We start from the raw sequence: 18975 nt of genomic DNA, 5'->3' as shown, positions 1-18975 counted from the left end.
GACAGTGAGGTTGACATGCGTGCGCGCAATTCGTCCGTCCAGGGCGGCCGTAAGGGATACGGTTCTTCCAAACCATTCACTCGCCACCCCCTTACCGCGCTGATGATTGCATCGGGCCTGATGCCCGGTTGGTCATACGCCAACAACATTGTCGATGATGGCCGAACGGCTACCGATATAGCGGTGTCCGGGTCGGTTACCGACATCACCACCGGAACGGTTCGCGGCAAGGCCGGCTTCAACTCTTTCCACCATTTCGAACTCGACCAGGGCAACACCGTCAATCTGCATGTGCCGGGTGCGGCGAGCCATCTGGTCAACCTCGTCCATGATTCCCGCACCGTCATCAATGGCACGCTCAACGGGCTCAAGGGCGGCAAGATTGGCGGACACATCATCTTCGCTGATCCGCATGGTGTGGTGGTCGGCAGCAGCGGCGTGGTCAATGTCGGCAGCCTGACGGTCAGCACGCCCAGCGCCGCTGCGATGGACGAGATGCTCCATCATGCGACCAGTGGATTGTCCTCGGCCAGCGCGGCGGATGAATACGTCGACAAGCTGGTGACGGGCGATGTACCTATGGCGGATCTGGCCGCTGACGGCAGCAACGCCATCGTCATTCAGGGCATGATCAATACCAATGGCTCGATCAATCTTCACGGTGCTTCCGTGCTGGTGGGAGCTACTGCGCATCTTGAGGCCGGCACCGATGCGGCGCGGGCGGTGTTCAACAGCACGGTCAATACCGACGGCGTAGCCATTGGTGACGGTGTCTCCCGGCAGAATGGTGCCATCGTCATTACCGCCAGCAACGGCGTGGAGATTTCCGGCGAACTCGCGGCGCTGATGAGTGACGACAGCGGCGCGAATGTGCAGATAGCTGGACGCAAGTCGGTGGTCCTCAAGGGCGACGCGCAAATCGCCACGAGCGGCAAGGCCGGCAAGAACAGCGGTGACGTTACCATCGAGGCGCCGTCGATCAAACTGCAGGACAATGCCCGGGTCGTGACCCGGGCGACGGGTGCCGGTGAGTCCGGCGCGATCAATGTTCACGCCCTCAGCGACATCAGCTGCACCTTCTGCGACGAGGCCGCGACGCCTGAAACCCTGGATCAGCTGAAATCCGGACTGGCCACACAGGCCAATCCGTGGCTGTCAGCCAATCTTGGTACCGCTGAAGTGGTGATCGGGGAAAACGCCTCCCTGGACGCTGGCCATACCGATGCGACCAAGGCGGGCGACGTCAGCATTCAGGCCTACGCCGTCAATCGGCAGATGGCGGGCTACGCCAAGGCCACGGCCAGCATCGATATCGACGGGTCCGTCAGCGGACGCGACATAGCCATCGCCGCAGACGCGCGATCTGGTGTCTCGCGGGATATGCTCGGCATGATCCTCAACAGCTATGGCATGAAGCAGGATATTGCCAGACTCGCCCAGCTGAACAACTGGACCGAGGAGGAGACATGGGCAAACATCCTCGACACCCTGTATGAGCCGATCAAAGCCTACGCCGGCACGACCGATACCAACGCCTTTCTCTCGACTCCGACCAATTTCACCGAGCTGACCATGCTCGTGCCGAATCTCTCGGCTTACATTGCGCAGGCAGACGCGACCGTGGATATCGGTGCAACCGCCGACATCGACGCCGGTAATGACCTGGACATCTGGGCGCTGAGCAACCGCAACGTGGACAGCTCCACCTGGAGCATCCCGGTGCTGGGCTCGAAGATACCCTTCGGTTTCGACGCCGCGTACGGGCAGATATCCGGCCTGACGCAGGTCAAGGTTGCATCCGGCGCCACACTGAACGCCGGCCGGGACATGGCACTCGCCGCACACAGCGACAACACGCTGAACGTCACTGCTGCCGCCGAGAACAGCGTCGATGGCAATGGCAATGCGCTCAAGACCATGGGTCTGGGCTTCGGTATGGCGATGAGCGATATCGAGACCAGCGTCATCGTCGCCGACGGGGCGAATGTTACGGCCGGACGGGATGTCGATGTGGCCGCCCTGACCGAGCAGAGCATCGAGAACGACGTCAGTTTCAAGGCCAGCGGTGAGGGCGCCACGGGCGGCCCGGCAATCGGCATTTCGATTCTGAAAAGCAAGACTCGCGCAGAATTCAATGCCGACCTTGTCGGCGCTCGCGATCTCAAGCTGACCGCAGCCAACGTGGTGTCCCGCCAGATCAGTTCCGTGACGGTATCCGCCGGCGCCGCCGTGCCCGGCTACCTGGACAAGTTGAAGGCCAGGGCCAAGGAACAGGTTGCAAAACCGGTTACCGACTACGTCGGCACCGCCGTCAAGAACTTCTTTGGTATCGCACCCAGCGCGGAGACGACGCCTGAAGCGACTGACAGCAAGTTCCGTCTGGCCTCGGCACTGGGCATTACGCTGGCCGATCACGAGGTCGAGGCAGTGCTTGGCAAGGGTGGATCGGCGCCGAATATCGATGTGACCGGTGATGTCGCCGTGCAGGCCTGGCAGGATCAGAAGAACCTGCACAACAGCGCCCAGAGCAAGGTCAATGCCTCGGCCAAGCGCGACGACGGAACCACCGACGGCGCTGCGGTCAGCCTTAGCGTAGCGGCGGTCTATACCGAGCTCGACAGCAAGACGCATGCTCTGGTTGGTGATGGCACCACCGTCACTGCCGGTCGTATCGGCGTCGGGGCCGAATACCGGCAGCCGATCGGGCTGCTTGGCCTGGATCGCTGGGCATCGCTGAAAAACGTCTATGCCAACCTCAAGCTGCTCGCGGGCGGGCCCAATGCTGTGGTGGGCAAGATCGCTACCCAGTATGCCAACTCCACCGGTGAGGCTGACAAACTGGGCATGGCCGGCTCGCTGTCTGTATTGCGCAACACGATCGACACCACGGCCTGGATAGGCGATAACGCCACTCTCACCGCGACCTCGGCTGACGATGCCGCCTGGTCGAACAATGTATTCGAGGATCTGTTCCCGGCGATCGACAGCACAGCCGTGCTCGAAGCGCGGCGCAACGCCTTGCGCGCCGTGAGCATGGACTGGAACGCACCGCTTGCCGTGCACGCGGAGAACCAGCTCGAACAGCTGGCAATCGCCGGCAACTTCGACGCTCTGTTCGGCCTTCAGGGCAATGATGGCGGTGCAGTCGGGGCGGGCCTGAACCTGCAGTTGATGAACAACCGTGCCGTTGCCGGTATCGGCGCAAACGGCACCATCACCGCGGAGGCGGTGGATGTCAGCGCTTTGCAGGACGATTTGATCATTGGGGTCAGCCCGTCTGCAGGCAAGGGTGCCAGCGTGGCCGGCAACGGTTCGGTGGTGGTCAGTGTGATGGACGGCAGCGCGCATGCCTCGATCCATAACAGTACTGACGTAACCGCTGATCGTGTCAACGTCGAGGCCGAGCATCAATTGGGTCTGTGGAGCGCTTCCGGCGCCATTGCCGCCTCGGAAAACGTCGGCGTTGGCGTTGGGGTTGCGGTGAACGTCGTCAACACTGACGTCTACGCTCTGATCGGAGACAACAACGCTCGCACCAGCGACGTGAACAACTGGCGTCCCGAGTCGATGGGGGACGGCCTCGACGCTGCCAGTCGCGGTGCCTGGCTGGTCAACGATCTGGATCTCAGCGCACACAGCTCCGGCCAGAGTGGTGCTTTCGCCATCGCCGGTGCGCTGTCGCGTTCCGAGCAGGAACAGCAGCAGCAGGATCAGGTCGCTCAGCAGAGCGGCGGCGCTGACAAGGGTGCGCAGGACAAGGCGGGTAGCCTGGGCGAAGCGATCAAGATGTCGCTGACCAACGGCCTGGCCTTGATCACTGGCGAAGTCAGCAGTGCCAAGACCAAGGCCGCGGGTGCCGGCGACGCCGCCATGGACAAGCTGTCCGAGTACTGGACCAAGGTGCAGAACCTGTTCAGCGGCAGCAGTTCCGGCAATCAGGATGGCAGCAATAATCCGGCCGAGGGCTTCAGCCTGGCGGCGGCAGCCTCTGCCAGCGTCAACGTGTCGGCGCAGAAGAACCGCGCGCATCTCGGCGATATCGTGCTCGACCCGCGCGATGCCGGGCAGGGTAGCGAGGTCGATGTCCTTTCGCTGAACCAGACCCACCAGTTCAGCGGTTCCGGAGCTGGAGCCCTGACGCTGTCCGGCGGCGACAAGAGCAAGCACAGCTCGGCACTCGCTGGCGCCATGGCCTACAACCACCTGAAGAACATCACCGAGGCGCAGGTCGCACGCGTGACATTCAGGGCCAACGACCGGCTTGATGTTACCGCTGCCAGCAGTGGCGATCAGATCGCGCTCGGGCTCGGCCTTGCCGCTGCCACTCAGGGCGAGACCAACGTCGCTGTAGCGCTGTCGGGTTCGGCTGGTGTGTTCGAAAACCAGACCCGTGCCAGCGTCATCGACGCCGTGATCAATCAGCGTGCCGCGGCGCCGGGCAGCATCGGCGTCAACGCCTATGACCGTTCGCGTTCTCTGCTGGGCGGTGGCTCCTTCGCCTTCAGCAAGGACAAGGGTGGCAGCGGCGGCGGCTCGTTCGTTGTTGGCGTCATGGGCAATCAGCTCGAAGCCGAATGGCTGGGCAGCACGGCCAGCGACTTTGCGACTCTGGACGTGAAGGCCAATAGTGCCTCACGCGTACTGGCCGGCGCTCTGGGCGTTGCGGTCAGCACTGGCCAGGAAAGCGGTGCGGGTGCTGGCTCGGTGTTCGTGGTGGTCATGAATAACCAGGTCAAGGCCACAGTAGACGAAACCGACAATCGCGATTCGTCCCTGACCGGCGGCGCCGTGACGGTTGCGGCGGCCAGCGTGCCGGGTATGGACGCGCTGGATGGCGTGTTCAGCCACGATACCGCGGCGGGCACCACGACGGCCGAGGCCGGTCTCGACCTTGACGGCACCAGCACCACTGCCGACATCGACGTCAAGGCTGAAACCAACGATGGTCTGTTCAAGGAAGACGGGGTCGATACCAACGCCGGTGAAGGCTCGGCGACGGCCGAGACGACCACGCACAATCTCTTCGACAACGGCTCCATTGCCGGCGAAGCGATTCTGGGCATCGCCGGGGCGCTCGGCGCCACAGGCGGCAAGGCCGGCGTCGGCGGCGCCTTCGGCGTGGTCTACACAGGCAGCGAGTACGCAGCCAGTGTGGCCAACACCGACATCAACCTGACGGGCGACCTGAACATCGCCGCGCGGAACGAGACCGACGTGCTCGCCGCCGCGATCGGCGCAGCCGGGGCGCAGAATGTGTCGGTGGCCGGTTCGGCCGCGGCCCTGGTCGGCCGCGGTACCGTCAGCGCGAACCTGGACATGACCGGTCGTACACTCAAGGCGGACGATCTTGTGGTACAGGCCTTGAAGACAGGCGGGTTCTATTCGCTGGCAGGCAGCATTTCGGGCAGCACCAACACCGCTGCAGTGGGTGCGGCCATCAGTATCAACGACATGGAGCAGTCGGCCACCGCAGCCATAACCAATGGCACCTACGCGCTGACTGGCGATGCAACGCTGAGTGCTGCGCAGCAGAGCCGCATCATCACCGCCGCCCTGTCCGGGGCCGTGTCGGCGAGCGGTACGGGGGTCGGCGCGGCATTCACATACAATCGTATCGCTGACACCACCCACGCGCTGCTGCAGAGCGCCGCACTTACCGCGAACGATATGACGATCTCCGCCAGCCAGCCCAATCTGGGCGCGAGCATCTGGTCGCTGGCGTTCAACCTGGCCGCCGGCGGCGGCACGGCGGGTGTAGGCGCCGGTGTAGCGGTCAACCTGATCGATGCAGAGCGCTCGGCGAAGCTGGCAGGCAGTACGGTCAACCTGTCGGGTGATGCGAGCATGACGTCCGCACTGGACGGTGAGATATGGAGCATCGGTATCGACGCAGCCGGTGGCGGGACTGCCGGTGTTGGTGGCTCCTTCGCTGCAAACAACATCAACGGTTCTGACGCCGTGGTGATCGAAAATTCGACCCTCATCGCCACCGGAACGGGCCAGGCCCTGGATCTGGACGCCAGCGCTGGTAACGGTCTGACCATCGCTTCGCTCGCCGGCTCGGTCACCGGCGGCGGAACCGCGGCGGTCGGCCTGGCCGCTTCGGTCAACCGCATCGCAGCCGACCGTACGGCGCTGATCAGCGGCAGTAGCATCACCGATTTTTCCGACGTCAACCTGAAGAGCGGTGTCGAGCAGGCGATCTATTCGATTGCAGTGGCCGGCGGCGGAGCCGGAACCGTGGCGGTGAACGGCGCTACCACAACCAATATTCTCGCCGGTACCGAACGCGCCGCTATCGAGAACAGCGTACTCACCGTCGGCAGCCTCGATGTGACGGCCGCGCAGGGCAAGCGCACCATCTGGGGTCTGGGCGCGGTCGTCAACGGCGCTGGTACCGTTGCTGTGGGTGCCGCCAACGTCAACAACATCATCCTGGCCAAACGCGTCGCCGAGATCCAGGCATCGACGCTGAATATGACCGGTGCGCTGAATGTTGCCAGCGGCGGCGATGCGCTGATTCGCTCGGCTGCCCTGGGCGGCGGCGGCGCAGGTACCGCCGCGGTCGGCGCGTCGGTGGCAGTCAATGTGGTCGAGGGCGAAGAAACGGCGCGGCTTGACGGAGTCACCGTCAGTGGCGCCACCGGGTTGACCGTTGAAGTCACTCACGGCGAGGCCGATATAAAGACCCTGGCTGGTAACGTCCAGGGTGGCGGTAGCGGTGCCGGAGCAGGTGCGGTGGCGGTCAGTACCGTCGCCCAGACCCGCCAGGCACTGGTGAACGACAGCGTTCTCAGCCTTGCGAGCGGGGCCTCGGCGCGTGTCGAAGCGCTGACCACGGCGCGAATCGACACGCTAGCCCTGAGTGGCGCTGGCGCTGGCGCTGGCGCCGCGGTGTTCTCCAACACCAGCAATAACATCGATGCCAAGACTTATGCCCGGGTCACAGGCAGCCGCGGCTCGGCTGGCGCCATGCACATCAAGGCGCGCGACGCATCGGCCATCAACTCCCTCGCCGGTGGTGTAGCCGCTGCGGGGAACGTGGCAGTGGGCGTCGCTAGCGCGGTCAACCGTATCAACAACGACATCCAGGCCCAGCTCAGCGGCAACCGCGCTGGCGTCGGGTTCAGCCTGGCCGATCTGGCGGTCCAGGCCGAGTCGGATGCAGCGATCCGCACAGCATCGGTTTCGGCGGGTTTCTCGGGCACCGTGGCGGTCAACGTAGGGGTGTCGACCAGCCTGTTGAACACCGCGACGCGTGCATTGATTGATGATGGCGCTCGGGTGGTCGCGCAGAACAATGTCATCGTCACTGCGCTCAACCGCGACGTGATCAACTCCTATGGCGGCATCGTCGCCGGTAGCGGCAATGCGGCGGTCGGCGGCCTGGCCAGCGTAAACCTGATTCAGAGCTCCACCGAAGCGGCGATTCGCGGGACGACCACGCGCGTCACAGCCCTTGCCAAAGGGGCCGGTGCAAGCGTGGACAACGGTACGGTTAGCAACGCGCCAGACCCGGACGCCTGGGCTGATGCCGAGCAATTCAATCCGGAACTCGACCTGAGCACCGGTAGCGAAACCGTGCGCGGACTGGCTGTGCGCGCCACCTCCCTGCAGCAGGTCGGACAGGTCAGCGCCAGCGCGGCCGTGGCTCTGGTTCCGCTGTACAGCGGCGCAGTGTCCGGCCTCAACAACACCAGTGTACTGGGCGGCTCCACGCTGGCTGCGATCGATCAGGCGCAGATCAACCAGGACAATGTCGGTGCCGACGCGGCGCAACAGGTAAGCCTGGGTGCCTACAGCCATAGCTACACCTTCGGTGGCGTGCTCAACGGTGCGTTGTCGCTGGGTGCGTTTGCTGGCGCGGTCACCGTGGACAGCGGTGTCATGAGCCGCGATGTCACCGCGCGGGTGCGTGGAGCAACCTTGACCAGTCGCGGCGCAACGGATGTCGAGGCCGCGTCGACGCAGGCGGCCAGCAGCATCGTGGTCAGCGCTGCCGGCGCGATAGTGGGTCTGGCGGGCAGTGGCAGCATTCTGGTGCTGGAGAACAACACCGAGGCGCTGGTTGACCGTGCTAGCCAACTGACCGTGGGCAGCCTGTCACTCGACGCGTCTGCGATCAATTCACTGGCGCCAAGTGCGAATACTGCCAGCGGCGGCGCGGTAGCCGGCGGTGCGGGTGTGGCCTTCGGTTACAACGGCAGTACGGTCCGCGCCTGGCTTGGCGCGCAGGACGGCAGTACCGAAGGAAGGACGCGCGTCATCACGGCCGGAGCCGTAAACGTCGAAGCTGACAGCGTTACCCGGATACTGGGCAACAGCATCAGTGCCAGCGGTGGTGGTGCGGCCATGGCAGGTTCGGTCAACGTTTTCGTTGTGGAGAACGTCACTGAAGCCGGTGCCGGCAAGCTGGATCTGGGCAGTGCGGGCGCGCGTGCTGCCAGCCTCAGCATCGATGCCTATGACAAGCTGATCGCTCTGAGCAATGCTGGCTCCGCTGCGGTGGGCGGCGTGTCCCTGGGGGCTAGCGCAAACGTGCTGGTCGCCAACAACGCCACCCGCGCGATGGTGCTCGACAGCCAGATCTATACCGCGGGCAAGGCCGATGTGCTGGCCCGTCGCGACACCGATGTCCAGCTCTATACCGTCACCGGTGGCGTCGGCGGCAGCGCTGCCCTCGGTGGTAGCGTCGGCTTGCTGCTGCTCGGGTCCGGTGCGACTGCGGTTGATGGGTCGGATCCGATGAGCGAGCTGGATAAGGACGGTAATGGCACGCTGTCGATGGTCAACAGCTTCACCGATCGCGACGCCGAAGCTACCGAATACCAGACCATGGTGCTGGATGCCGATACCGGCGAGTACGTCCTGGTCACTCGCAGCAATGCTGGCGACATCGTCACCGTCAACGCCAGTGGCAATGTCGGTGCTGCCGGCGACCGACTCAAGAGCGGGACCACCTACAAGCATGAAACGCTGGCTCGGGTCTCGGGCGGGCGACTCGATGCCCAGGGCGCGGTGAAGGTCGAGGCTGCGGACTATCTGGCGACGCGCAATCTGGCCGGCTCGGCACAGCTCTCCGGCACCGCGGCGGTGGGCGCCGCCGTGGCCTATACGTTGTCCAACTCGCGCGTCAATGCTGAAGTCAACGGTCTGGTCAACGCCGGCTCGCTGACCATCAACGCTCTGTCCGGTGCGCTCGATGCAACCAAACCGGCGGTGAAGGTCGAGACCTACACCGGCGCAGGAGGTTTTGGCGTCGGGCTTGGCGCGGCAGTGTCGGTGGCGGAGATGAACAATATCGTCGGCGTCAGTCTGGGCGGAGTGCAGACCTACAGCGGCAAGCTCGACGCGTTGGCGCAGGATGATCTGGATCTCTCGGTCTATGCCAACGGCGCGGCGGTGGGTGCTGCTGCGGTGGGCATCGTGGTCGGCACCGGCATCCGCAACAGCGGAGTAGGCGTTGCGGTAGCCGACAGCTCTCGACTGACGGCTACCGGCATCGAGCTGGAAGCGAAGGGACTCGGTGGCAGTTCAGTGCAGAGCATTGGCGCCGCCGGCGGTCTGTTGGGGGCCGGCACTGCCGTCGTATCGGTTGCGCTGGACGGCACCAGCGTTCAAACGCGGGTTGGCGACAATGTGCTGCTTCACGGCCGTAGCGCCGGGGTATTGGTCAAGGCCAGTGCACTGCCGGAGGTATACGCCAGCGCGATCGGCGCCACGGTCGGCGGCGGTGCAGGGGTCGGTGCATCCTATGCCCGGGCCGAGGCGTCCACCCTGGTCAACGCTGCGCTGGGCAATTTCGTTGACGTGCAGGGCAGCGGTGGTCTGACCGTGCTGGCTGGGCTGGAGAACAACCGCTCCGGCACGGAGATCGATCCGAATCGGGCAACTGTTCGCGCCGAAGCGGTCGCAGGGAGTGGCGGAATCTATTTCAGCGCCAACGGTACGGTGGCCGAGGCGATCAACGCCTCACAGGTCTATGCCACCACCGGAACGGATCTCAAACTGCCCTCCGGTCGCGTCGAAATCAACGCGTCAAGCCGCACGCAGCAGTACGCCGACGCACTGGGCATCGCCGTGGGCGGTCTGGCAGTCGGCGCCTCGGTGGCGGAAGCGAAATCCACGACTGTCACGCATGCCAAGCTGGGCGACCGTGCGAACGATCGCAATCGAGGGTCGTTGGTTGACGACTTGATCGTGACCGCCATAGGTGAAGACATCAATCAGGCGAAGAGCGTCGCCGGAAGCGGCGGGCTGGTCGCGGGCAACGCTTCTGTGGCGATTACGCGTACCCATGGCACCACCCACGCGGAAATTGGTCAGGCCGTGGACGTCGCCATGCTCAGTCTGGCACTGACCTCCAAGTACACCGCGCTCTACGGCACGCACGCCGATTCGGTCAACGCCGCACTGGCCGGCGCGAGCGGAGCCGCGTCGAAGAACTACATCACCACGAACAGCAAGGCCTCCGTCGGCCGTGACGCCAAGCTCTACGCCGATAACGACGTACTGCTCAGCGCCAACAGCAATATCTTCAGTCGACATCTGGGCGAGGCGGCCTCTGGAGCGGGCGGCGGCGTCATCAGCGGTCAGGCGGTGTTCAACACCACCACAGTCACCTCCGACACCCTCGTCGATATCGGCGAGAACGCGGCGCTGCTGGCAGGCGCAGGGGCCCAGAATGCTCCGGGCAAGTTGATTGCTCGCGCCTTCACGCGGCACGAAGTGGACGAAGAAATCACCCTCAGCACCGGGGGCCTGCTGGCTGGCGGTGGCGTGGAAAACACTCACACCGCGGCACTGACCAATCACGTCCGCGTGGGCAACAACGCTCAGCTGACCTCATTCGGCCAGCTCGGTCTGGGGACCTATACGATCTCGGCCGCGTCCATCGATGCGCTAGCCAGCACCTGGGGCGCAGCGGGTATCGCGGTGGCCAAGGCGAAATCCACTGTCGTCAGTAACCAGACCGTTGAAGTCGGCGACGGGGCAGACCTCTCGGCGCTTTCCAACATCGAGCTGTCCGCCGGACGCGACCCGGAAGGCCTGTGGCAAACCCGGATCAATAGTAACGCAGTGGCGCACAGCGTGGTGCGTGGAATCATCGCCATTCCGGACGCCACCGCCGAGTCCTACATCGTCAATAGCGCCAATGTCATGGTCAAGGCGAACGCCAACGTGCTGGCGGCGCGCAATATCACGGTCGGCGGCTACAACGGCATCAATCATGCGGGCGCTGACGGCGAGGCTCGTGGCTACCAGCTGGGCTTCATTCCGGTGACGAGCCGCGACAGCCGTTCCAATGTGCTCAAGGACAGTGCGGCAACCCTGAACGGCAACTTCCTGGCCGGTCGGTACAACGAGCTGCTCATTAACATCGATGCCAGTGGCAACCTTACCCAGAACGCCGGGTTGCCGGTGCTGTGGGTGAATGAGGCGAGCTTCAACCCGACCCAGTTCCTCAATTCGATTCCAGGCATGGACGAGGTCACCAAGCGCATCCTCGGAAATACCATCGCCAACAGTGTCACCGGCGCTATTGCGCTGGGGCCAATGCTGGCGGCGGGCGGCAACATCACCATCAACGCCGATCGTCTTGCGGGCAACGCCACGCTGACGGCTAACGGCGGGCCGAAGATCGAGGTGATCAACCGTAGCAGCAAATATCTGCTGGTTGGCGATGCCCTGATCCCTGACCAGCCGGGCGGACGCGTGCTGTTCACCGGCGGTGCCGGGGCAGCGCAGTTTGCCGGGGCGACTATCAATCAGGTCAACGCCGACCGTCGCGCGTCAATCCGTATCGACAACAGCTACGCTGGCTCGTCGGGTAACGTCAGTTATGGTCCCGCGATCTTCCTCACCGGGGATCTCTACAACCTTGGCGGCCTGATTCACATTTCCAACGCGAAGGGCTCGCTGGGCCAGTTCGGCTCCACCTATGGTCAGCAAGTGCTCGTGGAAGTGCCCGAAGGCTCGATGTCGGTATTCCAGCCTAACGACTACTGGCCGGTAGGCGGCAACCCGTTGTCGGAGTGGAAGAACTTCGCGGGGGTGCCGGGCTCTGCCAACTATGCTATTCAATTGGTCGCCAACTACGTGTACGGCCCCGGCGCATTGCTGGTCAACAACTCCGGGGTGTTGCTGCAGGGTCCCATTTACGGCAATGCGTCCGGCAGTAGCGTGGTGCTGTTCGGCGCCTGCCTCCCGGCTTCGCTGAGCGCCGGAGCCAACTGCAACGAGGGTACGGCCAAATCGTATACGGGCTTCGCCGTCCAGTTCCGCGGTATAAGCAATGCCGACTCCTGGATGCCGGTCATCCCGGTCCTGAGTCTGCACAAGAGCGCGGCCAATTACGAGATGGCCGACCTGAGCGGCAGCGCGGCGAGCAAGCGCATCGTGGGCGGCCAGGTGGGTATCCAGGCCAAGTACATCGATATCAACGGCACCATCTCCAGTGGCCTGGCGACCAACCGATCGATCACAGTCGGTGCCAGTCTGGATACCTGGCTGGCCAGCCATCACTGCGCCACGAACACCTGCGTCACCGCAGTAGATATTCCGGTCGAGTATCTGAGCGCCAGCGGCGGCAGCAAGCTGATCAATGCCAAGTACGACTTCGTCAACCAGCGCATTCTGGTCGATGACGTCAATGCATCGGGCGGTGGCTTCGTCTATATGAAAGGCGGGATCATCAGTACCAATCCGCTCGGTCGTATCGAAGTCAACAACGGCTACGGCCAGGTCAGCGTAAACAATCTGTCCAGCGCCCAGCTGCAGCTGGGCAATATCGATACCGGTGCCGGTTCGGTCGGCATCGTGCAGATTGTCGACACCTTCAAGTCGCCAGCTTATGGTCAACCGGCAACGACCTGGTATGTGCACACGCAGGGCAGCGGGCTGTCGATCTTCGACAATCGCAACGGTGGCAGCTCGATCTCCAGCGCATATCTTGTCAGCAGCAGCGGGGCAAACAGCGCTACCTATAATCCAAGCGCCAACCTGCGCTATCAGTGGTCGCAAACGGCTACCCTGCAGCGTCAGATCGAGCGGACCGAGAACAGCATTTCGTCAAGTGACTGGGTCTGGTCCTATCCTCAGCCAAACGATCCGTGGCAGCTGAACGCCGGTTCGGTGGTGCAAGGCAATGCTGGCCAGGGCGTTTACGAGCAAAACATCAGCGGCTCGCTGGGCTCCGAATTCCGCCAGGGTGTCAATTACCATGGTTGCGACGACAGCATCGGGTCGAACTGCAACTGGGACTTCAAGGCCAGCGGACAGTACCCGGCCGATCATGCGCGCAAGGGCGAGTTCTATTCCAACTGGACCTATCGCTTCCCTGAGTGGGCGTCGATCACCGTCAGTCATTCGGTCAAGGCGGACAATCCGTTCCAGATCGCCTTTATCGGCAATGCTACGGGTTCGATCAATGCATCCACGACCAATGATCTGTTGCTCGGCGGCAAGCTGAACAACCCGGGCGGCACCACCACGCTGACGGCCGGCGGCAGCATCCTCAACATGCCTGAGGCGAACATATTCGCCAAGGACGTGGCGCTGACAGCGGGCGGGGCGATTGGTAACGCAGCCAGCGCGCTGCAGGCCAGCCTGGCCGCAGGCGGATCATTGCTCGCCAAATCGGGCGCGATGGGCATCAATATCCAGTTGGGATCGGATGCCCTGGTCCGCCAGATCAACGCGGGCGACGGCACCGGTGACGTGGTCATTCGCAGCCTTGGCAACCTGTTCGCCAGCCAGAACCTGGCCGCGACCGACGCACATGTCGTCGGTCGCAACATCGACCTGACGAGCACCAGCGGTAGCGTCGGCGAGAGCGGCAGGGCGCTTCGTATCCACGCCAAGGAAGTCTACAGCGCGAATTCCAGTAGTACTCACGGGGTGGTCAATGTGACGGCTAACCGTGACATCTTCCTTCACGAGATTACGGGCGACACCTGGGCTGGCAAGATCGCATCGGAAACCGGCAATGTATGGCTCAAGGTGGAAAATGGCTCGCTGTACGACGCCGGTCGCAGGCTGGCTTCCGACACGCTTGATGACACGCAGCGCGAAGCGGTCTGGCAGAAGCTGAGTCTTACCGAAAGCTTCGGGGCTCAGGCGAATATCTATCGCACCTCGGTGCAGCCGTTCGAAGATCAGGTTAATGCCAGCTACCGCGAGTTCTGGCGCCTTTCCGCGCTGGGTATCGTGAGTAACGGCGTTTTCGAACTCGACGCCGCCAACCTGGCATTCCTGCGTCCACTTGCGGAGTTGCGTCTCGGCGAGACCGGCCTGACCGATCAGCAGGTCGCGGACTACGCTGCCGGACGGTACGCCGAGCTGGAAGGTTTCTTCACGGCGAAGGTTGATGCGAACTGGCGGCAGCGAGCCGAATTTCAGAGCTTCGATACCGCTTTTGCCTACACCGCTTCGGCGGAGCAGGTGCGGCAACTCACTGAAAATGCCATCTGGACGGAAGGCGAGCTTCGCTACGCTATCGACAAGACCGCCCTGGGCCCGGCGTCGGGTACGGCGGTTGGCTCGGCTGACCCGAACCTGTCCGGTCGCACCGTGACGGTCCAGGTCGGCAAGAGCATCGGGCAGCTGGCGGACAGCCTGACGATTGACGCCGCGAAGCTGCGTTCCGGCGACCTTACCGCTCAGGAAGCGGCGGCGCTGGCAGTGGCCAACGCGCCGGGTGATGTGGTTCTCAATCGCAATGCAGGCGGTGACATAGTCAGCCTCACCGTGAACCGTACGCTGCCGTTTTATGTCGCAGCATCCGATCGATTCGATGCGACGGTTGGCGGCTCGATGTACCTGCAATCAGCCGGTGATCTGAAGGTGGGTTCGGTGAATGTCGCCGACAATGCCCGGCTCGCGGCTGCGGGCAGCATTCTCGCCGCCTCTGGCGCCCCAGGCAGCTTCACCGTCGGACAGGACATCACGCTGCTTGCCGGTACAGGTAGCCTTGGTACCGCCGACGCGGTGAGCAATATGCTTACGCTGGATGTGGGCGGGCGTCTGCTGGCTGCTTCTGCCGGCCAGGATGTGGCGCTGCGCTGGACCAATGGGGACTTCCGCCTTGGACAGGTATTCGCGGTAGGCGACATCCATCTGGACGCGCTCGCTGGAAGCATGCTGGGTCAATTCGACGGTCTGGCAATCAGTGGCCGCAACATCAACCTTTTCGCCCGTGACGACATCCGTAGCCTCAACGGAGCTCTGCAGGTCGAACTTGAGTCGGCCAGCAGCGGGCGGGTGTCGGCGCAGGCGGGTGGGGACGTATCGCTGACCAGCGGCAAGGCGCTGTCGGTCTCTCAGGTTTCTGCAACGGGTGCGCTGAGCATTGCCTCGCTTGCCGAGCTGCTGGTGCAGTCAGCCACTGCCGGCGGCGACCTGACGCTGAATGCAGACGGTGACATGACCCTCGGCCAGGCGCAGGCTGGCGGCGATCTCTTCGTCAATGGTCTGGGTGCGGTCAGCCTGCAGGATTCTCTGAGCGCGAGCGCCGATCTGACCCTCAGTGCGGCGTCGCTTGTCATGGCGCACGGTTCGACGATGAAGGCGGCCGGCACGCTCGCGCTGAGCACCGACGGCGATATGGTGCTGGGCCAGCTGCAGTACACGGGCGATGGCTCAACTGATCTGTTCAACCTCAGAGCCGGTGGATCGCTGACGGTCAACGGGGACGGCCAGACCAACCTGCTGGCCTCTGCTGCGGGCCGTTCGATCATTGAGGCTGGCTTGGGCATCGGGACCTCGGCAGCTTCGCTGCTGGTCAATCTGCCCGAGCTGACCGAAATCCGCGCGTTGGCTGGTGACATCCATCTCACCCATGCGCAGAACCTGTCGGGCAGCCTGATTCAGGCTCAGGCCGGCAGCGTTTCACTCATCAATGATGGTGGCGAGCTTGACTACGGCACGCTCGATGCTCGCAATTCATTGAGCTTCGGCGGGGGCAGCCTGACTGCAGGGCGCGTGACCGCGCAAACCGGAAACGTGCTGGTCCGCGCAACAGGCGATGCGGATGTCGATAACCTGAGCAGCGCCGGCTGGCTGGATGCTGAAGTCCGCGGCGCTGCGTCGCTCGGCCAGCTCATTGTTGGAACGCAATCCCGGCTCGATATAGGCAATGATCTACAGCTCGGTTCGCTGACTTCGGGTGGCGATGCGCAGCTGGCGCTGGGTGCGGCTGGGCTGATCGACCATCTCGATGTTGGCGGTGATCTGATGGTGTCGGTCATCGGCGCGCTTGAGCTTAACGAGGGCACCGTTGCCGGTGACGCAACGCTGCGCCATGTAGGCGCAAGCGGGACGTCTCTCCACTATGGCGAGCTGGCTATAGGACAGACCCTTACGGTGTCCGGTGCCGGTGACTGGACGGGCGATTCCGCGCGGGTTGCAGGTGACATCAGCTTCGACGTGGGCAACGCCGAACTGGGATTGCTGGAAAGTACTGCAGGAGAGCTGACGCTCACAGTCGATGGGCGGCTGACTGGGCAAACACTGCGAACCGGGCGTGGAAATATTGCAGTTACCGCTGATACCGCGTCGCTCGCCAATGTCGATGCCGCGTCTTCGATGAAATTGCAGACTGGCGGTGACATGACGATCATCAATGGCCGCAGTGGCAGCTCAATGGTGATCAGTGCAGGCGGGTCGGCAGCACTGGATCACTTGGTAGCGGGCGGTCACGCACAGTTCGACATCGACGGTGACCTGCGTCTGACGTCGCTTGTCGGCGCCGCCAACGCAGAGCTGCATCTGGGATCTGCTGCGCAGATCACCACACTGGACCTGGGCGGCGACCTTGCATTGTCAGTAGCAGGGCCTCTGGATCTCGATCTGGCTCGGGTTTCGGGCCGCGCTTCCCTGACACATACCGGCAGCGCCGGGACGGCGCTGTCCTACCGGCAGCTGAACATTGGTGAAAGCCTCGCAGTGTCAGGCGCTGGCGACTGGTCAGGCGCGCTTGCCCAGGTATCTGGCGACGCCCGTTTCGATGTTGGCAGTGCACGGCTCGGGTTGCTCGAGAGCACCACAGGCGTGCTATCGCTCGAAGCGGCCGGTTCGTTCGCAGCGGATGAGCTCCACAGCCGTCAGCAGTGGGTACAGCTGGTCGCGCGTAGTGCTGACCTGGGTAACGTCTCGGCCGCCACGACGCTCGATGCTCACACCGCTGGAAATCTGACCATCTTGACCGGTCGCAGCGGCGCCAACATGGCGTTGACTACCGAAGCAGGCTCGCTGGGCACCATCCGCTTCGGTCAACTGGCGGATGCCAACGCCGCGGGTGTGCTGGACGTGGCTCACCTGCAAGCCGGTGCAGATATGCTGGTGCAGACCGACGGCGATGTATTCGGCGGCAACGCCGAGGCGGCTGGTGAACTGCGCATGATTGGTCGGAATCTGTTCTTCGGGCGCGCCCAGAGCCTCGGTACCGATGTATACCTGCAGGCCACTGGCGCCGCGCCGGAAGGCAACGGCAATATCACTGGCCTGCTGGTCGATGCCAAGCGTGACGTTGCGATTCTTGCCAACGGTAATCTCAACATGCCGACCGTTCGCTTTGGAGGCACCTATTCGCTGAAGGCGGGACGCGACCTTGTCGTAGGCGTTGGGCAGGACCTCAACGTCGGTGGCACGGCCGAGGCCGGGCGTGATCTGACCTTCGTTATCGGCGGCAGCGTTGATCTCGAGGGTGTGACGGCGGGCCGTCATGTCAGCATCCGCTCCGGGGAATACATCAACATCCATGACAGCGTCACTGCGGGTGGGAACATCAGTCTGAATGCCAACGGTGGCGACATCACTGTCGGCAACGGCATTACCTCGACCGCTCAGCCCTATCTGGGCCAGGCGCTGCGCGGAGATGTTCTGCTCAATGCAACGGGCAACATTTCCAGTGGACTGGTCCGGGCGGCGGACGGCAAGGTTGTCGCTGACGGAAACAATCTCTCCTTCGGCAGCATCAATTCTGCTGAAACCGTTGACCTTCTTGCACTCGGCGCGATTCGCGTCGGCAACAGCGTCAGCCAGGGCGATCAGCAATGGACTGCCGGGGCCGGGATCGGCTTCGACAGCCTGCTGACACAAGGGCAGGCGCTGCTGGACAGCCTGTTGGACACGCGTGGCGGCAGCATCCAGGCCGCTCGGGGTATTGTCGCCAACGCAGGCTGGCGCAACGGAGTCGCGACGCCAGCGTCGCTGGTGCTGCAGCAGACTGTCGCACCCACGCTGAGCCTGTTTTCCGGCAACCTGATCAAGGTGATGGATGCACAGGTTGGCGAATCGGCTGATCTGCACGCACAGCACATCGAGTTAGTCGGCAAGCATACTGGCGCAGGGCAACTCGACCTGACCGTAACCGGCTTGAACAACAATGGGTTGGCGGGAGAGACCTTCCGCGCCGGGCTGGACGCGCGGAAAATCGTCGTGAGCCTGCTGGATACTGCCTTTACGGAGTTCGATACCACCGCAAGCCAGGTCGATTTCGTGGACGCGCGCAACGTGGATGTGCTGCTGCTGACCACGCCTCAGGCGGTAGTGAGCGTGGACAACGTCTCTCCGGCGCATCGCTTGACTGCCGATGTACAGGTGCATGAGATGGACAAGAAGTTCTGGCTCAAGCAGAACGGCATCGAAAGCTACACCGATGGATATGTCTTGCACCGCAACGCGACGCACCTGGTTCGTGTGCCCAACTTCGCCGAGGGTCATGTCGACGGTGGTGTGGACTACCAGGCGATTACCTCGGCCGATCACGCGGACATCCTGCTCTCTCGGCAAAACGTGCGTCTGCGGCTTGGCCACCTGATGAACCGGACGGCCGGGTACGTCACACCCAAGGCAACCATCAAGGACCAGGATCCAGCCGTAGCCCCGCTGAATACTGACTGGCAGGCCTTTCAACAGGCCGCTCAAGGAGAGCAACAAACGTGGGGAATCTGAAGCGTAAAACATTGGCCAGGA

Annotated in this window: 1 protein-coding gene; it reads left to right on the top strand. The window is 63.3% G+C overall.

Annotated features, from left to right (window positions below):
- The first annotated feature begins 15 nt into the window (after positions 1 to 15).
- Positions 16 to 18954 carry a leukotoxin LktA family filamentous adhesin gene (locus KEM63_RS11055; protein ID WP_223651632.1) on the top strand — a complete coding sequence of 6313 codons (18939 nt, stop codon included), beginning with the start codon at positions 16 to 18 and terminating at the stop codon, positions 18952 to 18954.
- Positions 18955 to 18975 lie beyond the last annotated feature (21 nt).

It is taken from the genome of Halopseudomonas nanhaiensis (assembly GCF_020025155.1).
GTDB lineage: Bacteria > Pseudomonadota > Gammaproteobacteria > Pseudomonadales > Pseudomonadaceae > Halopseudomonas > Halopseudomonas nanhaiensis.
Note: the sequence above shows the minus strand (reverse complement) of the source record. Positions and strands in the feature narration are given on the sequence as shown.